The organism is Bacillus pretiosus (assembly GCF_051294775.1).
Lineage (GTDB): Bacteria > Bacillota > Bacilli > Bacillales > Bacillaceae_G > Bacillus_A > Bacillus_A wiedmannii.
Window position 1 is genome coordinate 91,537 of the sequence record NZ_JBPPHF010000003.1, and the last position, 22,384, is coordinate 113,920.

The 22,384-nt window shown below is 36.2% G+C and carries 20 protein-coding genes and 1 riboswitch; of the genes, 10 read left to right on the forward strand and 10 right to left on the reverse strand.

Annotated features, from left to right (window positions below):
* Nucleotides 1-25: 25 nt before the first annotated feature.
* A complete protein-coding gene (locus ACSG5Z_RS17045; RefSeq protein WP_435711804.1) occupies nt 26-796 on the reverse strand; it encodes an SDR family NAD(P)-dependent oxidoreductase in 771 nt (256 codons plus the stop codon).
* A 137-nt stretch (nt 797-933) separates the two neighbouring features.
* Here ACSG5Z_RS17045 and ACSG5Z_RS17050 point away from each other — a divergent pair, with 137 nt between their 5' ends.
* From ACSG5Z_RS17050 to ACSG5Z_RS17070, 5 genes are all read left to right on the forward strand, one after another.
* Nucleotides 934-1,293, forward strand: a complete 360-nt coding sequence (locus ACSG5Z_RS17050) for a MerR family transcriptional regulator (RefSeq protein WP_046957245.1) — start codon at nt 934-936, stop codon at nt 1,291-1,293.
* A gap of 414 nt (nt 1,294-1,707) precedes the next feature.
* Nucleotides 1,708-2,052, forward strand: a complete 345-nt coding sequence (locus tag ACSG5Z_RS17055) for a DMT family transporter (RefSeq protein WP_000796014.1) — start codon at nt 1,708-1,710, stop codon at nt 2,050-2,052.
* A gap of 2 nt (nt 2,053-2,054) precedes the next feature.
* Nucleotides 2,055-2,369, forward strand: coding sequence for a DMT family transporter (locus ACSG5Z_RS17060; protein ID WP_000539670.1), 315 nt, complete (start codon nt 2,055-2,057; stop codon nt 2,367-2,369).
* Nucleotides 2,370-2,519: 150 nt separating this feature from the next.
* Nucleotides 2,520-3,098: a TetR/AcrR family transcriptional regulator gene (locus ACSG5Z_RS17065; RefSeq protein ID WP_001993037.1), complete on the forward strand. Its 579-nt coding sequence runs from the start codon at nt 2,520-2,522 to the stop codon at nt 3,096-3,098.
* A 210-nt stretch (nt 3,099-3,308) separates the two neighbouring features.
* Nucleotides 3,309-4,511 (forward strand): MFS transporter, encoded by a 1,203-nt coding sequence (locus tag ACSG5Z_RS17070; RefSeq protein WP_088062081.1) that lies wholly within the window; start codon nt 3,309-3,311, stop codon nt 4,509-4,511.
* Between the two features lie 136 nt (nt 4,512-4,647).
* On the opposite strand, the gene ACSG5Z_RS17075 is transcribed toward ACSG5Z_RS17070, so the two are convergent.
* A complete protein-coding gene (locus ACSG5Z_RS17075) occupies nt 4,648-4,986 on the reverse strand; it encodes a winged helix-turn-helix transcriptional regulator (protein ID WP_001059468.1) in 339 nt (112 codons plus the stop codon).
* Nucleotides 4,987-5,156: 170 nt separating this feature from the next.
* On the opposite strand from ACSG5Z_RS17075, the gene ACSG5Z_RS17080 reads away from it, so the two are divergent.
* Both ACSG5Z_RS17080 and ACSG5Z_RS17085 read left to right on the forward strand, forming a co-directional pair.
* On the forward strand, nt 5,157-5,696 hold the full coding sequence (locus ACSG5Z_RS17080; protein WP_137012787.1) for an ester cyclase: 540 nt from the start codon (nt 5,157-5,159) through the stop codon (nt 5,694-5,696).
* 19 nt (nt 5,697-5,715) lie between these two features.
* Nucleotides 5,716-6,264 carry an NAD(P)H-dependent oxidoreductase gene (locus ACSG5Z_RS17085; protein ID WP_435711805.1) on the forward strand — a complete coding sequence of 183 codons (549 nt, stop codon included), beginning with the start codon at nt 5,716-5,718 and terminating at the stop codon, nt 6,262-6,264.
* Between the two features lie 49 nt (nt 6,265-6,313).
* Here the strand turns inward: ACSG5Z_RS17085 and ACSG5Z_RS17090 are convergent, their stop codons facing one another.
* Both ACSG5Z_RS17090 and ACSG5Z_RS17095 read right to left on the reverse strand, forming a co-directional pair.
* Nucleotides 6,314-6,832, reverse strand: a complete 519-nt coding sequence (locus ACSG5Z_RS17090; RefSeq protein ID WP_262750358.1) for a general stress protein — start codon at nt 6,830-6,832, stop codon at nt 6,314-6,316.
* A gap of 30 nt (nt 6,833-6,862) precedes the next feature.
* Entirely contained in the window at nt 6,863-8,602 is a 1,740-nt protein-coding gene (locus ACSG5Z_RS17095) for an SgrR family transcriptional regulator (RefSeq protein ID WP_435711806.1), read from the reverse strand.
* A gap of 105 nt (nt 8,603-8,707) precedes the next feature.
* Here ACSG5Z_RS17095 and ACSG5Z_RS17100 point away from each other — a divergent pair, with 105 nt between their 5' ends.
* A complete protein-coding gene (locus tag ACSG5Z_RS17100) occupies nt 8,708-9,964 on the forward strand; it encodes an MDR family MFS transporter (RefSeq protein WP_137012795.1) in 1,257 nt (418 codons plus the stop codon).
* A 46-nt stretch (nt 9,965-10,010) separates the two neighbouring features.
* Here the strand turns inward: ACSG5Z_RS17100 and ACSG5Z_RS17105 are convergent, their stop codons facing one another.
* The 6 genes from ACSG5Z_RS17105 to gapN form a co-directional block, all read right to left on the reverse strand.
* Complete coding sequence (locus ACSG5Z_RS17105) at nt 10,011-10,214, reverse strand: hypothetical protein (protein ID WP_001063864.1); 204 nt, start codon at nt 10,212-10,214, stop codon at nt 10,011-10,013.
* Between the two features lie 239 nt (nt 10,215-10,453).
* Entirely contained in the window at nt 10,454-10,969 is a 516-nt protein-coding gene (locus tag ACSG5Z_RS17110) for a type 1 glutamine amidotransferase domain-containing protein (protein ID WP_000037553.1), read from the reverse strand.
* A 23-nt stretch (nt 10,970-10,992) separates the two neighbouring features.
* A complete protein-coding gene (locus ACSG5Z_RS17115) occupies nt 10,993-12,990 on the reverse strand; it encodes a catalase (protein ID WP_435711807.1) in 1,998 nt (665 codons plus the stop codon).
* 192 nt (nt 12,991-13,182) lie between these two features.
* Complete coding sequence (locus tag ACSG5Z_RS17120) at nt 13,183-14,382, reverse strand: ABC transporter permease (RefSeq protein ID WP_262750365.1); 1,200 nt, start codon at nt 14,380-14,382, stop codon at nt 13,183-13,185.
* 60 nt (nt 14,383-14,442) lie between these two features.
* Nucleotides 14,443-15,867 carry an amino acid permease gene (locus ACSG5Z_RS17125; RefSeq protein WP_001186291.1) on the reverse strand — a complete coding sequence of 475 codons (1,425 nt, stop codon included), beginning with the start codon at nt 15,865-15,867 and terminating at the stop codon, nt 14,443-14,445.
* A gap of 147 nt (nt 15,868-16,014) precedes the next feature.
* A riboswitch (Lysine riboswitch) is annotated at nt 16,015-16,196 on the reverse strand.
* A 178-nt stretch (nt 16,197-16,374) separates the two neighbouring features.
* A complete protein-coding gene (gene gapN, locus ACSG5Z_RS17130) occupies nt 16,375-17,814 on the reverse strand; it encodes an NADP-dependent glyceraldehyde-3-phosphate dehydrogenase (protein WP_353841518.1) in 1,440 nt (479 codons plus the stop codon).
* Nucleotides 17,815-18,399: 585 nt separating this feature from the next.
* Here gapN and ACSG5Z_RS17135 point away from each other — a divergent pair.
* Nucleotides 18,400-20,160 (forward strand): ABC transporter ATP-binding protein, encoded by a 1,761-nt coding sequence (locus ACSG5Z_RS17135; protein WP_435711808.1) that lies wholly within the window; start codon nt 18,400-18,402, stop codon nt 20,158-20,160.
* Nucleotides 20,157-22,157, forward strand: coding sequence for an ABC transporter ATP-binding protein (locus ACSG5Z_RS17140; RefSeq protein ID WP_087985761.1), 2,001 nt, complete (start codon nt 20,157-20,159; stop codon nt 22,155-22,157). Before ACSG5Z_RS17135 ends, ACSG5Z_RS17140 begins: the two co-directional genes overlap by 4 nt.
* Nucleotides 22,158-22,384: the final 227 nt, after the last annotated feature.

Sequence of the window (22,384 nt, forward strand, 5' to 3'; positions counted from 1 at the left end):
GTGGGCATCTATATTTTAGGGGAATTTAAGAACTTGAATTCGTTTTTCTTACCGCAAAATTAAAAATGGGATTTTTAAGCTCATAGTTATAAGTAGAACCATCGACAAGCCCTACAACTTTATCGCTTTCGTAAAGATCAAGCATAAATTGTGCCATTTGTTTTGCAGTGTGAAATTTAGGTACAACATTATCGTATTGGAATTCATCAATATCAAATGAACGTTTTGCAAATTCTGTTTCAGTTGCAGCAGGAGCTAAAACTTTTGCTTGCAGTTTTGCGCCTTGTTCCTTCAGTTCGTGAGACAGCCCTTCTGTAAATGCACTTACATAGAATTTCGTAGCACAGTACGTAACAGCATCAGCAACAATCGTGTATCCGCCGCCCGATGAAACGTTAATAAGCTGTGTTCCATCAACCATTGAATAATCTCGAACGAAAAGAGAAGAGAGTATCGTTAATGCTTCTATATTTACATGTAACATCGTTTCGATTTTATTTAAATTTTGTTCAGCAATTGAGGCGAAATTACCAAAACCTGCGTTGTTAATCCACGTTTCAATTTGAAAGTTTTGTAGGCCTTCATAAAGCTTATAAACATTTTCTGTGATGGATAAATCCGTTCTTCGAATGACAACATCCAACTCTGGATGCATTTCGTTAATTTTCAATTTTAATCCGTCTAATTCTTCTTGTCTTCGAGCTACAAGTATTAAGTTCTTTCCGCGAGATGCAAAGGCTAAAGCCGATTCATAGCCAATTCCAGAACTAGCACCAGTAATAACTGTGTATTTCATATAAAATCCTCCTAAGTTCAAATAAATGTATTATGGTTAGATTTTATTTGTTAGAGTATACTCTAAGTCAAATGTTTTTTATCAATTTAATAAGGCTATAAAATGTATGAGGGTAAGCACGTGGAGGGAGTTAAAGTATGTACACAATTAGTGAGGTGGCTAAATTAATAGGAGTGAGCACACATACACTGCGTTATTATGAAAAGGAAAATATATTAATTGCAAATCGCGATACAAATGGGAATCGACTTTATGAAGAGTCACATATAAAGTGGTTGCAGTTTGTCATGAAATTAAAACAAACGCAAATGCCGATAGCGAAAATAAGAGAATATGCTAGGTTATATTTAGAAGGGGAGCATACAACCGAAGCTCGTTTGCAGCTCCTAGAAGATCATAGGAAATCTATTCAGATTCAAAGAGAAAACTTAGTCATTACAGAAAAGATGCTGGAGAATAAAATTATTGCATATAAGGCCTCTTTGGAAAGTAAATAGAAAACATAATCCGACCCTTAATTCTTTATGATAAAAATGGATTTGATCTCATAGTGTGCCGGCAAATAAAAAAGAGCAGCTAGCAAAAGCTAACTGCTCTATTCAAGGGATCTCTCCAAGGGGGAGTGGAGAAAATATTATGTTACTAGCAGTATTGACAGGTTATTAGGAAATATACAAATCGGATGAAAGAAATTTTAAATAATCTTTCGGTATTGACAGTTTTTAAAATATTCATGTACAATACATATGAATGACATTCAGTCATTTTCGTGTGGCAGGATTTAGTTAGTTTGGCAATGGAACAAATATAAATGGTAAATGAGGATGATAGTTGTTTATATAGTAGTGATGAAGGAGTATATTTTTTTTAAAACAAAAATGACTGATAGTCAGTCATAAGAGGTGAGAGGTATGAAAAATAGAGCTTGGTTATATGTCATATTAACATGTATCTTTGAAATTTTTTGGGTGTTTGGTTTTAATACCGCGGATACTTGGTGGCATTGGATTATTATTTTAGGAGTTATCGCTGTTGATTTTCACTTCCTTTCTAAAGCGTGTGAACATCTTGCGACAGGGACTGTATATGCCATTTTTGCCGGAGCTGGTACGGTAGGTACTTTCTTAATGGATGTATTCCTTTTCGGTGGAAGTTTCAGTGTAGGGAAACTATTCTTTATCGTGATGGTTGTAGCCGGTGTTATCGGTTTAAAGCTGGCTGATAATAAAGAAGAAACTGTGGAAGGAGCTGCTTAAAGATGGGTTGGTTTTTCGTATTTTGTGCTGCAATTAGTGAAATAGTCGGTGTGATTGGTCTTAAAATGTATAGTAAAGATAAAACGTTAGCAAATGGTGCAATTTATATAGGTGGATTTGCTACATCCTTCGCATTCTTGTATACATCTTTCTTATTTTTACAAGTAAGTGTCGCTTATGCGGTTTGGATTGGTATTGGAACAGCAGGTGCCGTTTTATTAAACATGTTCCTGTTTGGTGAGTCGAAAAGTAAAGCACGTATCATTAGTGTGGCTCTTATTGTATGCGGAGTGACAGGATTGAAGGCTCTTTCTTAAAGATATATTGTATTTATCTCCTAATGGTTTATTAGGAGATTTTTATTATTAAAAAATGATTTCCTCTTAGAGTTCACTATCATTGACAGTACAATCGATTATCTTATAAAATGAGTGACAGTCATTCAATATGTGTGTGAAAGGGTTTAGATGATGAATAAAAAAGAAAAAATTGTCTATGCAGCTATTGAAGTGTTTCAGGAAAAGGGCGTTGAAAAAACGAAGATTTCTGATATCGTGAAATTGGCTGGCATTGCACAAGGAACTTTCTATTTATATTTTCCTTCTAAGTTATCTGTTATGCCTGCAATAGCAGAAGTGATGGTTGAAAAGATGATACTTGCAGTGAAAGAAAAAGTGCAAAATGATGCGCCTTTCTCAAGTAAAGTGACGCAAGTAATAGATGCGGTGTTTCACTTTATAGCGGAATATCGTGAAATACAAGCTTTAATGTATGCGGGTCTTGCATCTACAGAACATATAAAAGAATGGGAAGCTGTGTATGAGCCTCTTTATATGTGGCTAAGCGAGTTTTTAAGTGCGGCGAAAGAAGCTGGTGAAATTCGTGATTCGGTTCACGCGGAAAGAACGGCTAAGTTATTTATCGCTCTTGTTGAATCTGCAGCGGAACAAGTTTATTTATATGACCATAAAGATGATGAGCAAGTCGAGCTACAAAAGGCAGAAGTACTAGATTTTTTAACACATGCACTACATATAAAGAAGTAGTAAGATGAACCTGTCTGAAAAGGTAGGTTCATTTTTGAGGAAAACTGAATGATAGTCATTCACCTAATGCGTATGTATGTGTGGAAGGATAGAGTGAAATTCTAATGAGTGGGGCATCTCTACTCATGATTAGCCCACAAATAGCAGGATAAAGAAAAAGCTTCTTGGGCATTATTTTTTTGAGGAACTTACGGGAAGAGGTGTTAAAAAGTGAAGAAACCGATAAAAGAACAAAAGATGGTATTGGTCATTCTTTTGAGTAATATATTTATCGCTTTTTTAGGGATTGGATTAATCATTCCGGTTATGCCGTCTTTTATGAATGACATGAATTTAACAGGTAAGACGATGGGTTATCTCGTTGCAGTATTCGCAATGGCTCAGCTCATTACGTCACCTATTACAGGCCGGTGGGTCGATCTTTACGGTAGGAAGAAAATGATCATCATTGGATTATTTATTTTTGGTGTTTCAGAACTTCTTTTTGGATTAGGAAAAGATGTGTGGATGCTTTATGCAGCACGGGTGTTAGGCGGAATTAGTGCGGCGTTTATTATGCCTGGTGTTACGGCATATGTTGCGGATATTACATCTATGCAGGAACGTCCAAAAGCGATGGGGTATTTATCAGCAGCGATTAGTACTGGTTTTATTATAGGACCTGGAATTGGCGGATTTATTGCAGAGTATGGTATACGTGTGCCGTTTTTCGTTGCAGCAGCAATTGCCTTTATAGCATGTGTAATTTCGATTTTTATTTTAAAAGAACCGTTAACGAAAGAAGAACTTGCAGAGATTTCTGCTAACACGAAAGAATCAAGTTTTATTGGTGATTTAAAGAAATCATTACATCCAATGTATGCAATTGCATTTATTATCGTATTTGTTCTCGCATTCGGATTATCAGCGTATGAAACTGTGTTTAGTCTATTTTCTGATCATAAGTTTGGATTCACACCGAAAGATATTGCGGCAATTATTACGATTAGCTCCATCTTTGGGGTAGTTGTCCAAGTATTTATGTTTGGTAAATTGGTTGATATGTTCGGTGAAAAAGTGTTGATTCAAATATGTTTAATTGTAGGTGCAGTATTAGCGTTTGTTTCAACTGTAGTCTTTAATTATTGGATTGTACTTCTCGTTACTTGCTTCATTTTCCTAGCATTTGATTTGCTTCGTCCAGCTTTAACGACGTTTTTATCAAAAGCAGCTGGAAAAGAGCAAGGATTCGTTGCTGGTATGAACTCGACTTATACGAGTTTAGGAAATATTGCAGGGCCAGCGATGGGCGGAATATTATTTGATATGAATATTCATTATCCATATGCATTTTCAGGAGTTGTTTTAATAGTTGGTCTCGGCATTACATTTATGTGGAGAGAGAAACAGCTAGCTGAAAGTTTTGCGAAGTAATAAAACCCCTTACGATGGTAAGGGGTTTTTGTTTTATCCCGCTTTAATGGGCAGTAAGACCCCCACCTCAAAATTCACTGAAAGCAAAGAATTTAGGTGGGGGATGAAGAAAACTCCAACTGATTAAAGTTTCACTTTATAAGCTTAATCCAAACCGTTTTAATTCAATGAAAATCCCCTCTAATTGCTTTCCTTTATCCGTTAATGTGTACTCTACACGAGGCGGAACTTCTGGATATACTTTTCTCGTTATAATACCTTGAGATTCTAATTCTTTTAGGCGAAGTGATAATGTTTTCGGACTAATCCCGTCCATTGATTTTTGTAAATCACTAAAGCGTAATGTTCCTTCGATAAGAAGGTCGCGAATGATTAAAAACGTCCATTTTGTACGAATTACGTCAAGTGTTTTAGCGATAGGACAAGGTATGCCAGGTAAACCTTTCGTTAATTCAACTGGATCTATATTGTTCATGGAACTAGCCTCCATAAAATTTTTTTGGATGAATTTGCTTTATAGTATCACAAAACTATACTTTTGGTAACTATATGAAAAAAATATCACTACTTCCATAAAGGAAGTTAGTGCATATACAATAGCAATACGAAATACAAAGGGTTTGTATGAAGGAGGAGGTGATTTTCATGGGGATAAAAAAGTTGTTTGGATTCCTTAGTTTGTTTGTTGTTTGTATTGTACTTGTAGCATGTAGCGGGGAACAAAAAACGGAAATCCAGTTATTAAAAGAAATGCCGAAGCCAAAAGCAATGACAATTGATCCCTCACTAAGTAAAAAGGAAGCGACCGAAATGGTTCATGCAGCGCAGCGTTTTTATGCATTTTGGGATACAGGTAAGGAGGAACTTATTCTGCAAACTGTTTCTGAAAATTTTTCCGATAATACATTGCCGAAAGGGCGACCACAAGGCACTGAAGGATTAAAGTTTGCGGCACAAAATTTTCGTAAAGTCGTTCCTAATATACATTGCGAGATTGAAGATTTATTAGTCGTCGGTGATAAAGTAACAGCTCGTCTTTCTTTTACAGGAACGCATAAGGATAAGAAAATCAATTTTTTGGCAATTGATATTTTACATGTGAAAGACGGAAAGATAACGGAAGACTGGCATTTAGAAGATAATCTTACGCTGAAACAGCAACTTGGGTTAATAGCCGGGGAGTAAAATAAGGGAGAGAAAAGCGATGAAAAATATATTTATTATAAATGGACATGAAAAATACGGTACAAAGGAAGGTAGATTAAATAAAACGTTAGTTGATTATATGATAACTGTATTAAGCGAGAAGCATCATGTGAAAACAACAACGATTCAAGATGGTTATAGTATTAAAGAAGAACAAGAGAAGTTTTTATGGGCCGATGTTGTGATTTATCAAACACCGATTTACTGGTTTAGTGTACCGGGCTTATTTAAAACGTATATGGATGAAGTATATGAATATGGTTTGTTCTTTAAAGGGGCTGATGAATATGGAACAGGTGGTTTATTAAAAGAGAAAAAGTATATGTTTTCTACAACTTGGAATGCACCTGAAAAGGCATTTGGAGATAAGACGAAGTTCTTTGAAGGGGAAAGTTTAGAGTCAACGCTTAGCCATTTACACCGCGTGCAAAAGTTTCTTGGCATGAGTCCGTTAAAGAGCTTTGCTTGTTATGATGTGGTGAAGCATCCGAATATTGAGCAATATGTATTGAACTTGAAAGATCACCTAGATGGAGTAATTCAATAATAGTTTGTATTGTGAAGAAGGTACTACTAAGGATGTAGTACCTTCTCTATCATGAAATACGTTGAAAATCTTTACTTATACAGGACTGTTTTAGTTTTTTTGATTTGATTAAATGTTTAATATCAGGGATGTTATCGTATGAAAGCTGAGTATGATAATAGTTAATGTACTCAAGTAATGCGAAAATATAAATAAATAGAGTGAATGATAGCCCGCCTAAAGGTAAGTGGGGATACCAAATTATAAAATCAATAGTAAACGTAATAAATCCTGTGATAATGAATGCTATATTTATCTTTTGAAGTATTTTTAAATATTGAACCACCCTAATAGGGGTAACAGATGTTTTCTCTTTTTTTAGTCGTTTCCACTTTACGTACCAGTAAATTACTCCTTGCAATAAGATAAACTCTAAAAGAAGAAATGATCCCCAAAAAGAATATAGGGAATATAAATGTAACGTAGGATAAGCATAATTAAGTAAGTAACTTGTGAAAATAAAAGTAATGACTGAAAATAACTCACCTGTGTATAGATAAGAAAGTCTTTTTTCTAGGGTGCTTTTCATGGTTCCTCTCCTTTTATAAAAACTCACATTTTAAGGCATGGATGGCTGTATCCATAATTTTGCAAAATTTGCCCAGCCGAATGAATCAATTGTTACGTTTTTTAAGGAAGAGGGATATGTTTTTCTCTTTAAAACGTGATAGTTAAATAAAATGATTTGTTCTGCTTGTACAAATTCTTCGATCTCATACATGAGCTCATAGCGTTTTTCTTTATTTTCTTCTAATAAAAATGTATCAAGTAAACAGTTAATTTGGTTTTCATAGTGTGGGTCCATGAACCTATTTACGAAGCAACTTTTATTTTTAAATACATTTAAGAATGCAAGTTCATGATCGGCAGCAAACACTTCTCCCATGAAAATAATATCGGCGTGTTTATCAATAGAATGATCCATATAATCTGAAACGAGAAATGGATGAAGTTCTACGTGTACTCCTAATTGTTCGCAACGTTCCTTTAGGAAATGTGCGTCATTTGCACTATCTTTAAATGCGAAGAAGTAAATATGTATCGTTTCGCCATTATAGGTGCTCTTTTTTAAATACTCTTTCGCTTTTTCTAAAGAGTAGGACCTTTTAGTAGCTTTGCGGCTTCTTTCAGGGAAAAAGCTTGATGCAGCAATTGTCCGTCTACCCTCTATGCTACGAAGTATCGTTTCAACGTCATATAGTTCTCTCCAAGCTTTTCGAAAGTACATGTCGTGATGAGGACCAGGTTTTGTAAAGTTGAAGCTAGCATAAATACAACCTATTTCTTCTATTTGTATATCATGTCTTTCATTTTCTTCTTCATTTGGTAGTTCATAATCAGCATATATTTGCACATGATCAGGAATACCCCAAAATTCAATACGGTCTAGTAACGCACGCTCTTTAAAATAATGGGTGAACGCTTCGAGTACGATATTGTCTTCAGTGTAATGAGCAAGTTTGAAAGGTCCAGTACCTACATAATGATGATTTTGAATACTAGCATCACGCGGCAAAATAGCTAGTTGCATGGAACTTACATAGTGTAAGAAAAAAAAGTTGGGTTTTGCTAAATGGAACCGTATTTGTAGTGGTGATGGTGTTTCGATTTGAACAATTTCTTCTGTTAACCATTCGAAAGGAGAGTGAACTTGCTTTAATCGTTCAAATGAAAATTGTACATCTTTAGAAGTTAAAACTGTTTCGTTATGAAAATGTATATCCTTTCGTAAATAAAAGGTCCACGTAAGCCCGTCTTCACTTAATTCCCACGTATGCGCAATGTGTGGCTCCATTTTTTCAGTAACATCGTTATAAACGACTAACGTGTCAAAAATTTGACTCGTAAGATGGCTCTCCGTTGTTACAGCCACAAAAGCCGGATCTAATGGGAATATCTTTCTTGATATAGGAATCTTTAATATGTCATACATATCATTTGAAGGTTCGTATCCAAAATGATGATGTAGCTTATTTTCTATTTTTTTTTGAAGTGCAAAGGGTAGGGGCTCTTTTAAAAGAAGAAAAATATCCTTTAACTTTTCTTGCGTTAACAGTTCATCTGTATAGGACTCAATCGCTTCTACGAAATTATGTATAAATAGGATTTCCGTTTTATTCCCGCGGCCTCGCCCGGGAGTCCAGCGAATTAATTGCTCCTCACTCATCTTCTTTAATAAAATTTTTACGTTTTTCGTACTGCAATATAAAATATCTGCTAACTCTTGTAAGCTATTTCGTATATTTTGTTGATCTTGCGCATGTAATCTTAACCGAATGTAATAGTCCATAATTTTCATATATACACTTCCTTCTATAATAAAAGGGGAAACTCTTTAGAATATTCTAACCTTTTTCTTCCTTTTTTTCAAAGTAAAATAAGTAAGCATAAGGAGGGGGAAACAATGGGATTTTGGAGTATGCATCGAAATATAAAAATTAGAATTATAACTTCGTTTTTAACACGTACTGTGTCCACGATGATTTTTCCATTTATGGCGATTTACTTTTCAATAAAGTTAGGTAGTGCGATTGCTGGTGCGTTACTACTCATTAATGTAATAGCTTCATTAGTAATTGGTCTATACGGTGGGTATGTTGGGGATCGGCTCGGTCGTAAAAAAGTAATGATTATCGGTCAAAGTATACAAGCCATTTCAATCGCTTGTATGGGGATTGCAAATTCGGATTATGTAGATTCACCGTGGCTAACATTTGTGTTTATGTTAGTGAATAGTTTAGGGTCTGGACTTATGAATCCAGCGACGGAAGCGATGTTAATCGATGTGAGTACACCTGAAAATCGAAAAGTGATGTACAGCATTAACTACTGGGCGATTAATTTATCTATTGCAATTGGAGCGATATTTGGCGGATTACTATTTGAAAACTATAGATTACAATTGTTTATCGGATTAACAGTTATTGCAATTATTACTTTATATGTGATGGCTGTATATATGGAAGAAGTGTATGTAGCACGAAAAATAGTAGAGAAGAAAAATGTATTAAAAGATATGGCGGATAGTTATAAAGTCGTGATGAAAGATAGAACGTTTTTAATTTTTTGCGCAGCAAGTATATGTACATTATCTTTAGAGTTTCAAATTAATAATTATTTAGGGGTACGTTTGCAGCAGGAATTTGAAACAGTGCACTTTTTATTCGGGAATGGTTTTACGTTTGATTTAACAGGTATTCGGATGTTGAGCTGGATTTCAGCAGAGAATACAATTTTAGTTGTGTTATGTTCAGCACTTCTTATTAAAATGCTAAAAAGCTTCAACGATTTGAAAATTTTATATGTAGGTTTATTCATTTACACAATTGGATTTACAATACTCGGAACGAGCAATAGTTTATGGGTCTTATTAATTGCAGGGCTTTTCCAAACAGTAGGTGAGATGATGTATGTACCGGTTCGTCAATCTATTATGGCAGATATGGTGCCGAATGAGGCAAGAGGTTCATATATGGCGATTAACGGAATGGTCTTTCAAGTGGCAAAAATGAACGGGGCATTAGGTGTTATGTTAGGTTCATTTCTTGCATCTTGGGGCATGAGTGCTCTGTACTTTCTCGTTGGTATGAGCAGTATTTTATTATTTATGAAGGCGATTGGGAGAGAGAAGTATGAGGGGGAGGTTTCTCAGATTGGGTAAAACTATATAAAAAGCGAACGAACTGGACTCGCTTTTTATATAATTTTTAAAACGGATCAACTTCAGCTAAATTTGGAGTAGTACTAGGCTGTAGTAAAAGATTTTTTAACGTTCCTACTTCAGAAAGAGCTACTAATATGTAGCCACTAATTAGTACAATAAGCCCAATGACGCGTAACGTTTGTAAGCTCACTTCATTATTATTCGTTTCCGTTGGATTTGGGGGCGTTGAAGGTGGATTGTTATTCATAATTAAGGCTCCCATCTTTTTTTATTTATATATGTGTAAAATTATTATTTAACTTATGGATAGGAATGGTATAGTCATTTTCACTATATGAGAACTGCCTATGAAAAGTGATTAGAAATTTGGGGACGAAGAAGGGAGGAATCCACAGGTCATTAAAAATGATATTCCTTTTTAATTTTCATACAAATAAAAAGGTTAACCAAAGTAGCTAAACAGCTATTTTGGTTAACCTCTAATAACTATCCTAATATACGCAATGATTCTTCAATAAACGCTGGGATATCCTCCGGTTGTCTACTTGTTACTAGCTGATTTTGGCATACGACAACCTCTTTGTCATGAAAATTTCCGCCGGCATTTTTCAAATCGACCGCAATGGATTTATATCCAGTCACATCGCGTCCTTCAAGTGTTTGTGCAGTGATGAGTAATTGGGGTCCGTGACAAATAGCAAAAACAGGTTTTTTCGCATCCATAAATGCTTTGCTAAAGCGAACGAAACGTTCATCTGCACGAAGTATATCTGGGGAAAATCCGCCTGGTATGAAGAGGGCATCAAAGTTCTCTGGAGAAACATCATCGATACCTTTATCAATTACAACTTCACTTTTTCCTTGTTTACCGTGTACCGTTTTACCTTTTTCTGCTTCAATAGTTGTTAATTCATATCCCTTTTGTTTAAAAGCTTCTGCTGGCTCTGTGTATTCTGTGTCCTCGAAATAATCTGTTATTAAAGTAGCAATTTTTTTACTCATTCTAATCCGCTCCTTACATTATATTATCGGTTCCAGAATCGTCCTTGGGCAATGCTTTCTATAAATGATTCAATTGAAGTAACTGTTAAGTTGTAAACTCCTGCTCCATCCAGTTTAACCTTACTATGGTCTAAAGCATGAGGGTCGCTAAGGACATAGGCTATCGGTTTAAAGTGCTTAAAAGTAGTTTCTGCAAATTCTAAAACAGGGGGTTTAATGACAGATTCACTACTAAACACTAAGACTGCATCAAAAAGTGAGGAGTCTGCTGTTGTATAAGTATCCGTTACTTTAATAGAATCATTGAAATGATGAATTTTATTATCTATGATGCCATAGTTAATTCGGTGCTGTGCAAAAGCTTGAATCCATTCGAACAGAAGGGAAATGCTTGGATCGCCATTTAATAGAATTGCCACATTTTTGGAATCAGCTTTAAAAATAGTATTGGACATGCTGAGTGCAGGTGATTTTGCATCCGAATTTATTTCTTGATTTTCCTTAGGCAAGGGAGCTCCAATCATGTTAGCGACTTCCTTTGCTAATTGACGATCGACGTGGTTTAAAAGACCAATTACATTTGGCTTCACCATGTCTGATTTGCACTTCCCAACTTCAAAGCAAAATGCGTCTTTTATGTGCTGCTTTTCAATAGCATTCATACTATTGTAGAAAAGTTTAGCCTGAGAATAAAAGTTAAGGAAGCTTTTACTGCGCCCCCTAATTTTATGTCCATCAACCTTTTCTTGATAATGTTCATATCCGCCCTGTTCGGCTTGGACGGTTGCTGGTTGATTGTTATTTAAGCCATTAGGATGATAGCTTGTTTGACCGCGATGAATCTGCATTTGATGCATACCATCACGTTGATTATTATGAAAAGGACATACAGGCTGGTTAATAGGAATTTGGTGGAAATTAGAACCTCCTAAACGAGATAATTGTGTATCTGTATAGGAGAACAATCTTCCTTGCAGAAGAGGATCATTTGAAAAATCAATACCTGGTACGACATGGCCAGGGTGAAAAGCTACCTGTTCCGTTTCGGCAAAGAAGTTATCAACATTTTTGTTCAGTGTCATTTTACCAACTAGTTTTACAGGAACTTCTTCTTCAGGCCATAGTTTCGTTGGATCTAAAATATCAAAATCAAATGCATGCTCATCTTCTTCCGGAATTAACTGTAATCCAAGCTCCCATTCCGGATAATCGCCTTTTTCAATTGCTTCGTATAAATCTTGACGATGGAAATCAGGATTTTTCCCAGCAATCCTTTGAGCCTCATCCCATACTAATGAATGAACCCCTAGGGTAGGTTTCCAGTGAAACTTTACGAAGTGGGCTTTTCCTTCTTTATTAATAAGTCGAAATGTATGAACTCCAAAACCTTCCATCATTCGTAAACTACGCGGAATTGCGCGATCACTCATCTGCCACATAACCATATGAGTAGACTCGGGATTATGCGCAACAAAATCCCAAAATGTATCATGAGCACTAGCTCCCTGAGGAATATCATTATGTGGCTCTGGTTTAACTGCATGTACAAAATCAGGAAATTTAATAGCATCTTGGATAAAGAATACTGGCATATTATTACCTACTAAATCATAGTTACCTTCATCTGTATAAAATTTTGTGGCAAATCCGCGCACATCTCTTACTGTGTCATTGGATCCTTTAGAGCCTTGAACGGTCGAGAACCGTACAAATACAGGTGTTTTTTTTGAAGGGTTAGTAAGAAAATCTGCTTTTGTATATGCCTCTAAAGATTCATAAAGCTGAAAATAACCATGTGCGCCAACTCCGCGCGCATGAACAATCCTTTCAGGAATTCGTTCATGATCAAAGTGGGTCATTTTCTCGCGAAAGTGGAAATCCTCCATTAAGGTTGGGCCTCTTAAGCCCATCTTTAAAGAAAATTCATCCTCGGCTATTTTTACTCCTTGGTTTGTTGTTAAAGCATGTTTGCATTGATTATCTGTAATGTGATGTTCCAATTGCTCCATTTTCTTATTCACAATATAGGCACCTCCTTTGCCCTGTTAATTTAATACATACCCTTTTTATTAGGGCGTAAACATGTATTATCGTTTTTGTATGTAAAAATCATAAAATATCGGTTGTTTCAGTAATTCTTGTTTGGGGAAGAAAAATAAAAAAGCCAAGGAGATAATTTATTTTCTCCTTGGCTTTTAAGATAATTCCTTTCGTTAAAACGCAGAAATTCGTTGCTTCGTTTTTGGTACAATAATAAATTTAATCCAGAGTAACCCGACAATCATAATGATAAGGCTATGTAAAAATTGACTTGTAGCAATGAGTATAACAATTGAAAATACAATGAGTTGAATGCTTAGCAATATAAAGATTAAGTGAAGAAATTGATTCATTCGTTTTTCAGTATCAATTGGATATAATGCTACAATAATATTTCCCGAAAAATATTTCCACAGGGAACGGAGCTGCATAGAAATCATATATAGGACGATGTAAGCGATAGCGCCTTTTACGTATATGTTTGGTATAAAATATAGGGCGAAGGCACCGATCAACCCTAAACGAATATATATACCGAAATAATCATTCCCGCGTAAAAATGCTAGTGTATGTAAATAGAAGAAAGTTGCTCGTTTTTTATGTAATAAAGGTTCAATCCAATTTGTAAGCCATTTTCTTTTATTTACTTGCTTATTCAGTTGCGGAACATCGGTGAAAATGCTAGCAAATTGATAAAAACGGACGTTCATTTTTTCTTCTTGTTCAATTATGTAATCCCATGGTATTCGTTTTGTAGGCTGTTTTTTCGTGTATAGAAGTAGGAAAGCAAGTAGTAAGAGCAATCCGCCTAATATGAGAACATGTGCCGAGTAAAACAGCATGTAAATGATTAGGGTGTTACAAGCAATACGAATAATGAACCATATGTTTTTTTCATGACTATCACGCCACATCCAATGTGTATATATATTCCAAGCTTTCGTAATCATTAAAACGATAAAGATTGTACATAAAAAAGGCACAGTTAATTGTAATGATTGCATGGCAAGTGGAACGAGAATAAGGAACGTAAATAATAATGGGAAAAGCTGAATGATGTAATTATATAGAAGAGATTTTTTAAAATAAGACGTTAGTTTCTCTTCTAATGCGAGTAAATAGACAGCATCAGGTTTTTGAATAAATGTACGGATAGGACATCTCGTTATAATCGCTGTTAGGACGATTGTAATAAGTAATAAAGATAGTCCTTTAGAAGGAGCTGTCTTAAGAAACTTTGCGTAATAGTAAGCACCTATACAGGCAACGAAGATAAAGCTATATAGTAAACCGTTAATCATACGTGCAAAGTATGTAATGATATTTTGAATATGTTGTTGGAAGCGGCTGCTCCATAGTGATTCGATTGACATGTTTTTCACCTCTTTGTTCTATTATATATGTTTTATAAAAGAAAAAACGAGCAAATTGCGTTATGCAACTTGCCCGTTTTTCTTTTCTTTATTTTTTTTCTCATCCCGATTCATTAATGGATAGAAAGCAAATCCGATTACGAATAAACCAATTCCGAGAAGGAACGTTTTTATGTCGGATGCGCCGGTTTTAATAACCCATAGTGCGTAACAAAGTGCGATTACTGCGACTATGCCATCTGTAATTCTTGCCCGCATTTCATTTTTATATGTTTCACCAGTTGCGACTAGTTTTAACTGGAAGATTGGTGAAACGAGATATGGAATGAGGTAGGCTAGTGTTGATACGGTAATAACGAATGTATAAGCTTCCGCAATTGTTCCGGATAGTGTTGAGAATAAGAACACTTGCGACATAATGTTTGTTAATCGTAATGAGTAAATTGGACTTCCTTTTTTATTTGTTTTCGTAAAGAAGGAAGGGAAGAAACCTTCTTTTGCAGCTTGATAGGGTACTTCTGAGCTTAATAAAATCCAGCCCAAGATAGAACCGAATAGGGAAGTAAGAGCGAGTAATGCCATCAGTTTCCCGCCGCCATGCCCCATTGCAGCGTTTAATGCGTCTGCTAATGGACGTTCAGAAGCTTGTAATTTATCAACGTGAAGTACACCCATTGTCAAAATTGTAATTCCTAAGTAAATCGCAACTGTAATAAGTAATCCCGCAACCGTTGCGCGTTTTACTGTTTTAGGAGAGGTAGCACGGTTTGATAAAAGTACTGCTGATTCAATTCCGATAAATGCCCAAAGCGTTGTAAGAGCGGCTAAATTTACTTGTGAAAGAAGGCCGTGTGATACACCTGATTTATCGATCATCGGTGTGTACCATTGTCCAAACTTAGAAGCCTCGAATGCAAATAACGTAACGACGATGAATAAAAGGAATCCTGTTACTTTCGTTGTTGTTGCTAAGAAGTTTAGTTTTCCAGCTCCGCTTACACCGTTTGTTAATATAATGTGAGTTCCCCAAAGTAAGATGGAACAAATCGTAAATGTAATTAGTTTTCCGACTTCTATGTTAAAAGAACCAATTGAAAATAGTAGTCGTGTATCTTTCATAATTGGGAAGAAGAGTGATAAATATCCCGCAAATGATGTAATGATGGCAACGTTACTTGCCCAGTTTGCTACCCAATATCCCCATACCATACTGAAACCAGCCATTTTTTTCTTTTTTGGTGTTGAGAATAAAGCATATGCATGACTTTGTGGTCCTGTCGTTAAATCAGGACGACGAATTGCTAAATTACCGAAAACAAGAGCTAGCATTAAAACACCAAACCCTGTTGTTAACCAAGCTAAAGTGACACCGAGAGGGCTTGCTGTTTGTGCCAACGTACTTGGCACCATGAAAATACCAGCGCCAACCATGTTACCGACAACGAAAGCTGTTAATACCCAAAAGCCCCATTTTTTTTGTTGCATAGAAAATACCTCCAAAGTTAGTATAACCAAGTCAAGCGAGGAGATATGTATGTCTTCCTAAGTCAGGAAGAGAAGTCCCAAACAAAACAAAAAAAGCACGTAATTTGCCGCTACATGCTTTCTATCTTATAAGAAACCCACGACATACCTCTCGATAGCTCTCCACAAACGAAACGTTTGTGACAGTTCTGCACTTATTAAATGCAGACCCAGCAAGTGTGCATGGTGGACACGACTTACTTCGGCAATCATTCCTTTCTCATTCCTTCATCAATGCCACTACATCTCCTGAAATGATACTCTTAATGACTGCAACCTCTACCTCACCGAGATACGAATGAGGATTTAAATATTAAATTAACGTCTTTAAGAGTAACAAATGAATTTTTATACGTCAATGGATATAGTAATAATCAGATTATAGAGAAGAGTTTGTTATTAGGAATGAATAATTATTTAATATAAAAAGAAGCTGATCTAAAACTAGATCAGCTTCTACATATAGGATTAAACTAAGTTTAATACAGTTACTTTTTCACGTGTCATAGACTCAAGGCTCTTACGAATACCTTGTGCGCCCATACCTGAACCTTTTACACCGATGAATGGGAAGTGGTCAGGGCCGCGCTCTGTGCGTCCGTTAATTTGAACAGAACCAGTTTCGATTTTGTTAGCAATTGCAAATGCTTTGTTAATGTCTTTTGTGAAGACACTTGCTTGTAAGCCGAACTCTGATTTGTTAGCAATTTCAATTGCTTGCTCATCTGAAGAAACACGGATGATTGGAAGGATTGGGCCGAATGGCTCTTCCCAAGCAACTTTCATTTCTTCTGTTACGTGGTCGATTAATGTTGGGTAAATTAAGTTACGCTCACGTTTGTTACCGATAACAATTGTTGCACCTTTTTCTACAGCGTCGTCAACTAAACCTTGAACGAAGTCAGCAGACTTGTCGTCGATTAATGGAACGATTGTGCTATCTTGTTCTGGAGATCCAACTGATAGTTCAGCTACTTGCGCTTTTAATAAGCTAACAAGCTCATCTGCTACGTTTTCGTGTACAAGTACACGTTTAATAGCTGTACAACGTTGACCAGAGTAAGAGAATGCACCGCTTACGATATGGTTTGCAGCATCTTGTAAGTCAGCATCTTCACGAACGATACCAGGGTCTTTACCACCAAGTTCTAATACAAGTGGAATCATTGCAGCTTTTTTCGCTAAATGTTTACCTGTATTTGTACCACCTGTGAACGATACCATATTGATGCCTTCGTGTTCTACTAAGTAGTCACCAATTACAGAACCACGTCCTGTAGCTACGTTTACAAGACCTTTTGGAAGGCCAGCTTTATGTAGTGCTTCCACCATTTTAATACCACTAATTGCACCTTGAGTTGCTGGTTTGAAAATAACAGCGTTACCCATAATTAATGCTGGTGCAAGTTTTGCAGCAGATAAGTTTACTGGGTAGTTAAATGGTGCGATTGCTAATACAACACCAAGTGGTGCGCGTTGGATGATCGCAAGTTTAGATTTCGTTCCGCCAGGGAAGCTATCGCCCATCATGCTTTCTCCGTGCATATGAAGAGCTTCTTCAATTGTGTAACGAATGAAATCAGCTGTACGAACAACTTCTTTCTTCGCATCTTTATATCCTTTACCGACTTCTTTCATAATGATATCGGCAATTTCATCTTGCATATTTACGAGCTCATCAGCCCATTTATATAAATATTTTGCGCGATCTTGTAGAGAAGCTTCCGCCCATGATTTTTGAGCTTCTTTTGCAGATGTAATTGCTTCATCTACTTCTCCGCGAGTAATTGCTTGTACTTGTCCAATTACTTCGTGTAAGTATGGAGATGGAATTTCGATTGTTTCTCCTGAAGAGCTTTCTCTCCATTCTCCGTCTAAATAAAATTTGTACGTATTGCTAGTTGTCATGATTAGTCCTCCTAAAATAGCAACTTGTAAGAGTGAGTATAAGGTGATTGTAGGGTGTTTGATAACATTTTTCAAATGAAATGTTTGTGAAAACGATTTCTTATTCTTTTTTTATTTTGTATGCCCTTTCTTACAGAAGATTCCCTTATTTCAAAATGATTTAGCGTATATTTTTATTCGGTTTGTAAAAAAACAATTGACAGAATACTCAATAAAGTTGTAAGATTATAAATGGAAAATAAATGAAGGGGGTGTGCGTAATGATTGTAATCGTAAATGTAATGGGCTTAGCTCTGTTAAATGGCAGAAAACATTCATATCATTACGCAACCCGTGCGGATATATAAGGCATCTTTGTCTTATAAAAAGCGTACGTTGCGTATATCGTAACGTACGCTTTTATGCATTTTTGTGCATATCGTCAAGCGGCGGTATGCTTTTTTTTGTTTTCCATATTACTATATAAAATTTTGGAAGGTGGAAAAATGTGATGAGATTGTATGGATTACGAAATGTAAATGTGATGGATCTGGATAGTGGGTAAAGAAATGGGAGTGAAACGAGAACGAGAAGGGAGAGGTTACATTGTTATCAGTATTACTAAAGTTAAAATGGTTTTTTAAAGAGCATTGGAAGAGATATAGTATCGCTATTGGAGCTCTTTTAATTGTAAATATAGTTGAAGTCATTCCCCCGAAAGTGTTAGGGGTTACGATTGATAATATAAAAACAGGAACGTTAACGAATGCAGCAATTATGCAATTTATTCTTATTTTAATAGGGGTTACGGTAATTGGATATGGTCTTACTTTCGTTTGGCAACATCAATTGTTTGGGGGAGCATTCGTACTGGAGAAGACGATGCGCTCTAAATTTATGGGGCATTTACTTAAGATGACACCGACGTTTTATCATAAAAATCGTACTGGTGATTTAATGGCGAGAGCGACAAATGATTTAAAAGCAATTGCTATGACAGCTGGTTTCGGTATATTAACGCTCGTGGATTCGAGTTTATATATGCTTACGATTGTCTTTATGATGGGATTTACAATTAGTTGGGAGCTTACATTTGCGGCACTTATACCGCTTCCGATTATGGCGTATGCGATGAACATATATGGAAAGAAATTGCATGAGAGATTTACAGTTGCGCAAGATGCGTTCGGAGATATGAATGATAAAGTACTTGAATCGATCGCTGGTGTGCGCGTTATTCGTGCATACGTACAAGAGAACGCGGATCAGGAAAGATTTCATTATTTAGGAGATGACGTATACGAAAAAAATATGAAAGTAGCTAGAATCGATGCATTATTCCAGCCAACTGTGAAAATGCTTGTTGGTCTTAGTTATTTAATTGGTTTAGTGTATGGCGCGTATCTTGTATTTCAATCAAAGGTAACACTTGGTGAACTTGTTTCATTTAACGTGTATTTAGGGATGATGATTTGGCCGATGTTTGCAATTGGCGAATTAATTAATGTTATGCAAAGAGGAAATGCTTCATTAGACCGTGTGAATGAAACGTTAGCGTATGAACCGGATGTCAAGGATCCGAAAAATCCAAAGCTTGTACAAGAGCCGGATTATATTCAGTTCGATGACGTTACCTTTTCATATCCTTCATCAACTGAAACAAATTTAAAAAAGGTTTCATTTACATTAAAACAAGGGGAAACGCTTGGGGTTGTTGGAAAAACAGGAAGCGGAAAAACGACGCTCGTACGCCAGCTTCTTCGTCAATACCCACTTGGAGATGGGGATATTGCAGTCTCTGATGTGACGTTAGATAACATAACGAATGAAAATGTACTCGGATGGATTGGGTATGTACCTCAGGAACATATTTTGTTCTCAAAAACAGCGAGGGAAAATATTTTATTCGGAAACCGAGAAGCGACTGAAGAAGAACTCGAGAAAGCGATTGAAATTGCGGCGTTTACAAAGGATTTAGAGTTTTTACCAGAAGGGTTAGAAACGCTCGTTGGAGAGAAGGGTGTTTCTTTATCAGGAGGGCAAAAACAAAGGATTTCAATTGCGCGAGCTGTCATTCAAAATCCAGAAATTTTAATTTTGGACGATTCTTTATCAGCTGTTGATGCTCGTACGGAAGCAGCGATCATTGAAAATATAAGAACAGAAAGAAGCGGAAAAACGACGATTATTACGACGCACCGTTTATCTGCCGTACAACATGCGGATTGGATTCTCGTTATGGATGAAGGAGAAGTAATGGAAGAGGGTACGCATGAACAGCTTATTCAAAGCGGAGGCTGGTATGCTGAGCAGTTTGAAAGACAACAAGGGGAAAATGAAAGTGCGGATAGTGGGGTGAAAATATGAGCGTTTCAAAACGATTGTTTCAATATGCGATGAAAGTAAAAGGGACAATTTTTGCAGCGATGCTAATGTTATTTATTTTCGTTATCGCAGAGCTTGCTGGTCCTTTCGTCGCGAAAACGATGATTGACGATCATATCGTCGGGATAGAGAAACCTTGGTATGAAACAGAAAAGAGTGAAGAGGCTGTTTCGTATAATGGCGCCTTTTATAAGCGAAGTGATCGCTTCCAGGAAGGTGAGAAAAAAGGAAAAGAAGTACGCGTGATGCAAGTCGGTTTTCAATATTACTTTGTACCGAATAAAGTGAATGCTGAAGGGTCACGTACTGTAAAAGATGATATGATTACCGTCCAAAATGGTAAGGCAGTGCAAGTGTATAAAGCGAAAGCATTAACGAAAGAAGAAGTGTTTGCGTTTTATAAACCAGAAATAAACCCCCTATTATTACTTGGTGGTGGTTATTTCGCTTTATTAGTAGTTGTCTCATTATTTGCATACGGAAAGCAATTTTTCCTACAGAAGGCAGCGAACAAAATTATTCAAATTATGAGGGAAGATGTCTTTTCTCATATTCAAACGTTGCCGATTCGTTATTTCGATCATTTACCAGCAGGGAAAATTGTATCGCGTGTAACGAATGATACGGAAGCCATTCGTGATTTATACGTAACGGTACTGGCGACATTCGTTTCTAGTATCATTTATATTATTGGGATATTCGCTGCGCTATTTTTACTCGATGTAAAATTGGCGACGTTATGTTTACTTATCATCCCGATTTTAATTGTTTGGGCAATTCTTTATAGAAAGTATGCGTCTGTATACAATCATAAAATGCGCTCACGTTTATCTGATATTAACGGAACAGTGAATGAATCTATTCAAGGGATGCCGATTATTCAAGCGTTTCGTCAAGAGCGTGAAACGAAGAAAGAGTTTGAAGAATTAAATGGCGATTATTTTAAATATCAAAATAAAATTTTGAATTTAAATGCAGCAACTTCTCATAATTTAGTGTCTGTATTAAGAAATATCGCTTTCACAGGTGTGATCTGGTATTTCGGTGGTGCTTCATTAAGTGCTTCAGGCGTCATTTCTCTAGGGATACTGTATGCGTTCGTTGATTATTTAACACGATTGTTCTCGCCAATTACAAATATGGTAAATCAGCTTGCTAACTTAGAACAATCGCGTGTTGCATCAGAACGTGTTTTTGAATTGTTAGAGGAAAAAGGGGAAGCAGTAGAAGAGGAACGTATGCCTCGCTTACAAGGAAATGTAAAGTTTGATAATGTGTCGTTTTCTTATAATGGAAAAGATGAAGTGCTAAAAAATATTTCTTTTGAAGCGAAACAAGGAGAGACAGTGGCACTTGTCGGTCATACTGGATCAGGAAAAAGTTCCATTATGAATGTACTCTTCCAGTTTTACGAGTTTGAAAAAGGGAAGCTTACGATTGATGGTCACGATGTAAAAGAGATGCCGAAACAAGCAACGCGTGAACATATGGGAATCGTACTGCAAGATCCGTTTTTATTTAGCGGGACGGTCGCTTCTAATGTAAGCTTAGAGAATGAAAAAATTTCAGAAGATCGCATCGTAAAAGCATTGCGTGATGTTGGTGCTGAACGGTTTGCGAACAATATAGATGAAGAAATTACGGAGAAAGGAAGCACACTTTCAACCGGAGAACGTCAGCTTATTTCGTTTGCTAGAGCACTCGCTTTTGATCCAGCCATTTTAATTTTAGATGAAGCAACGTCTAGTATTGATACAGAAACAGAGGCGATGATCCAACAAGCGTTAGAAGTTGTGAAAAAAGGAAGAACGACATTTATTATCGCTCACCGTCTTTCAACAATTAAAAGCGCAGATCAAATTATTGTGCTTGATAGAGGAACGATTTTAGAAAAAGGCTCTCATGATGAACTAATGAAAAAGCGCGGGCGTTATTACGATATGTACAAAACGCAAATGGAAGGAAACCAGAGCGCTTAATATGTATGGAGGAGAACTTGTGATTTTCACAAGTTCTTTTTTAGTGAATCAGGGCTGTTAAATAAGAAGTATTGTTTTACCTTTTTCTTTATAAATGCTATATTAAAAAATGTTACTTATTTTTTGTATGTAGCGTTATTTTCCCCTTTTGTTTGATTATGAAGAAAAAGGATAAACTAAATAAGAACATTTTCATTGAAAAATTGTTCAAGATTGCATACAATCAA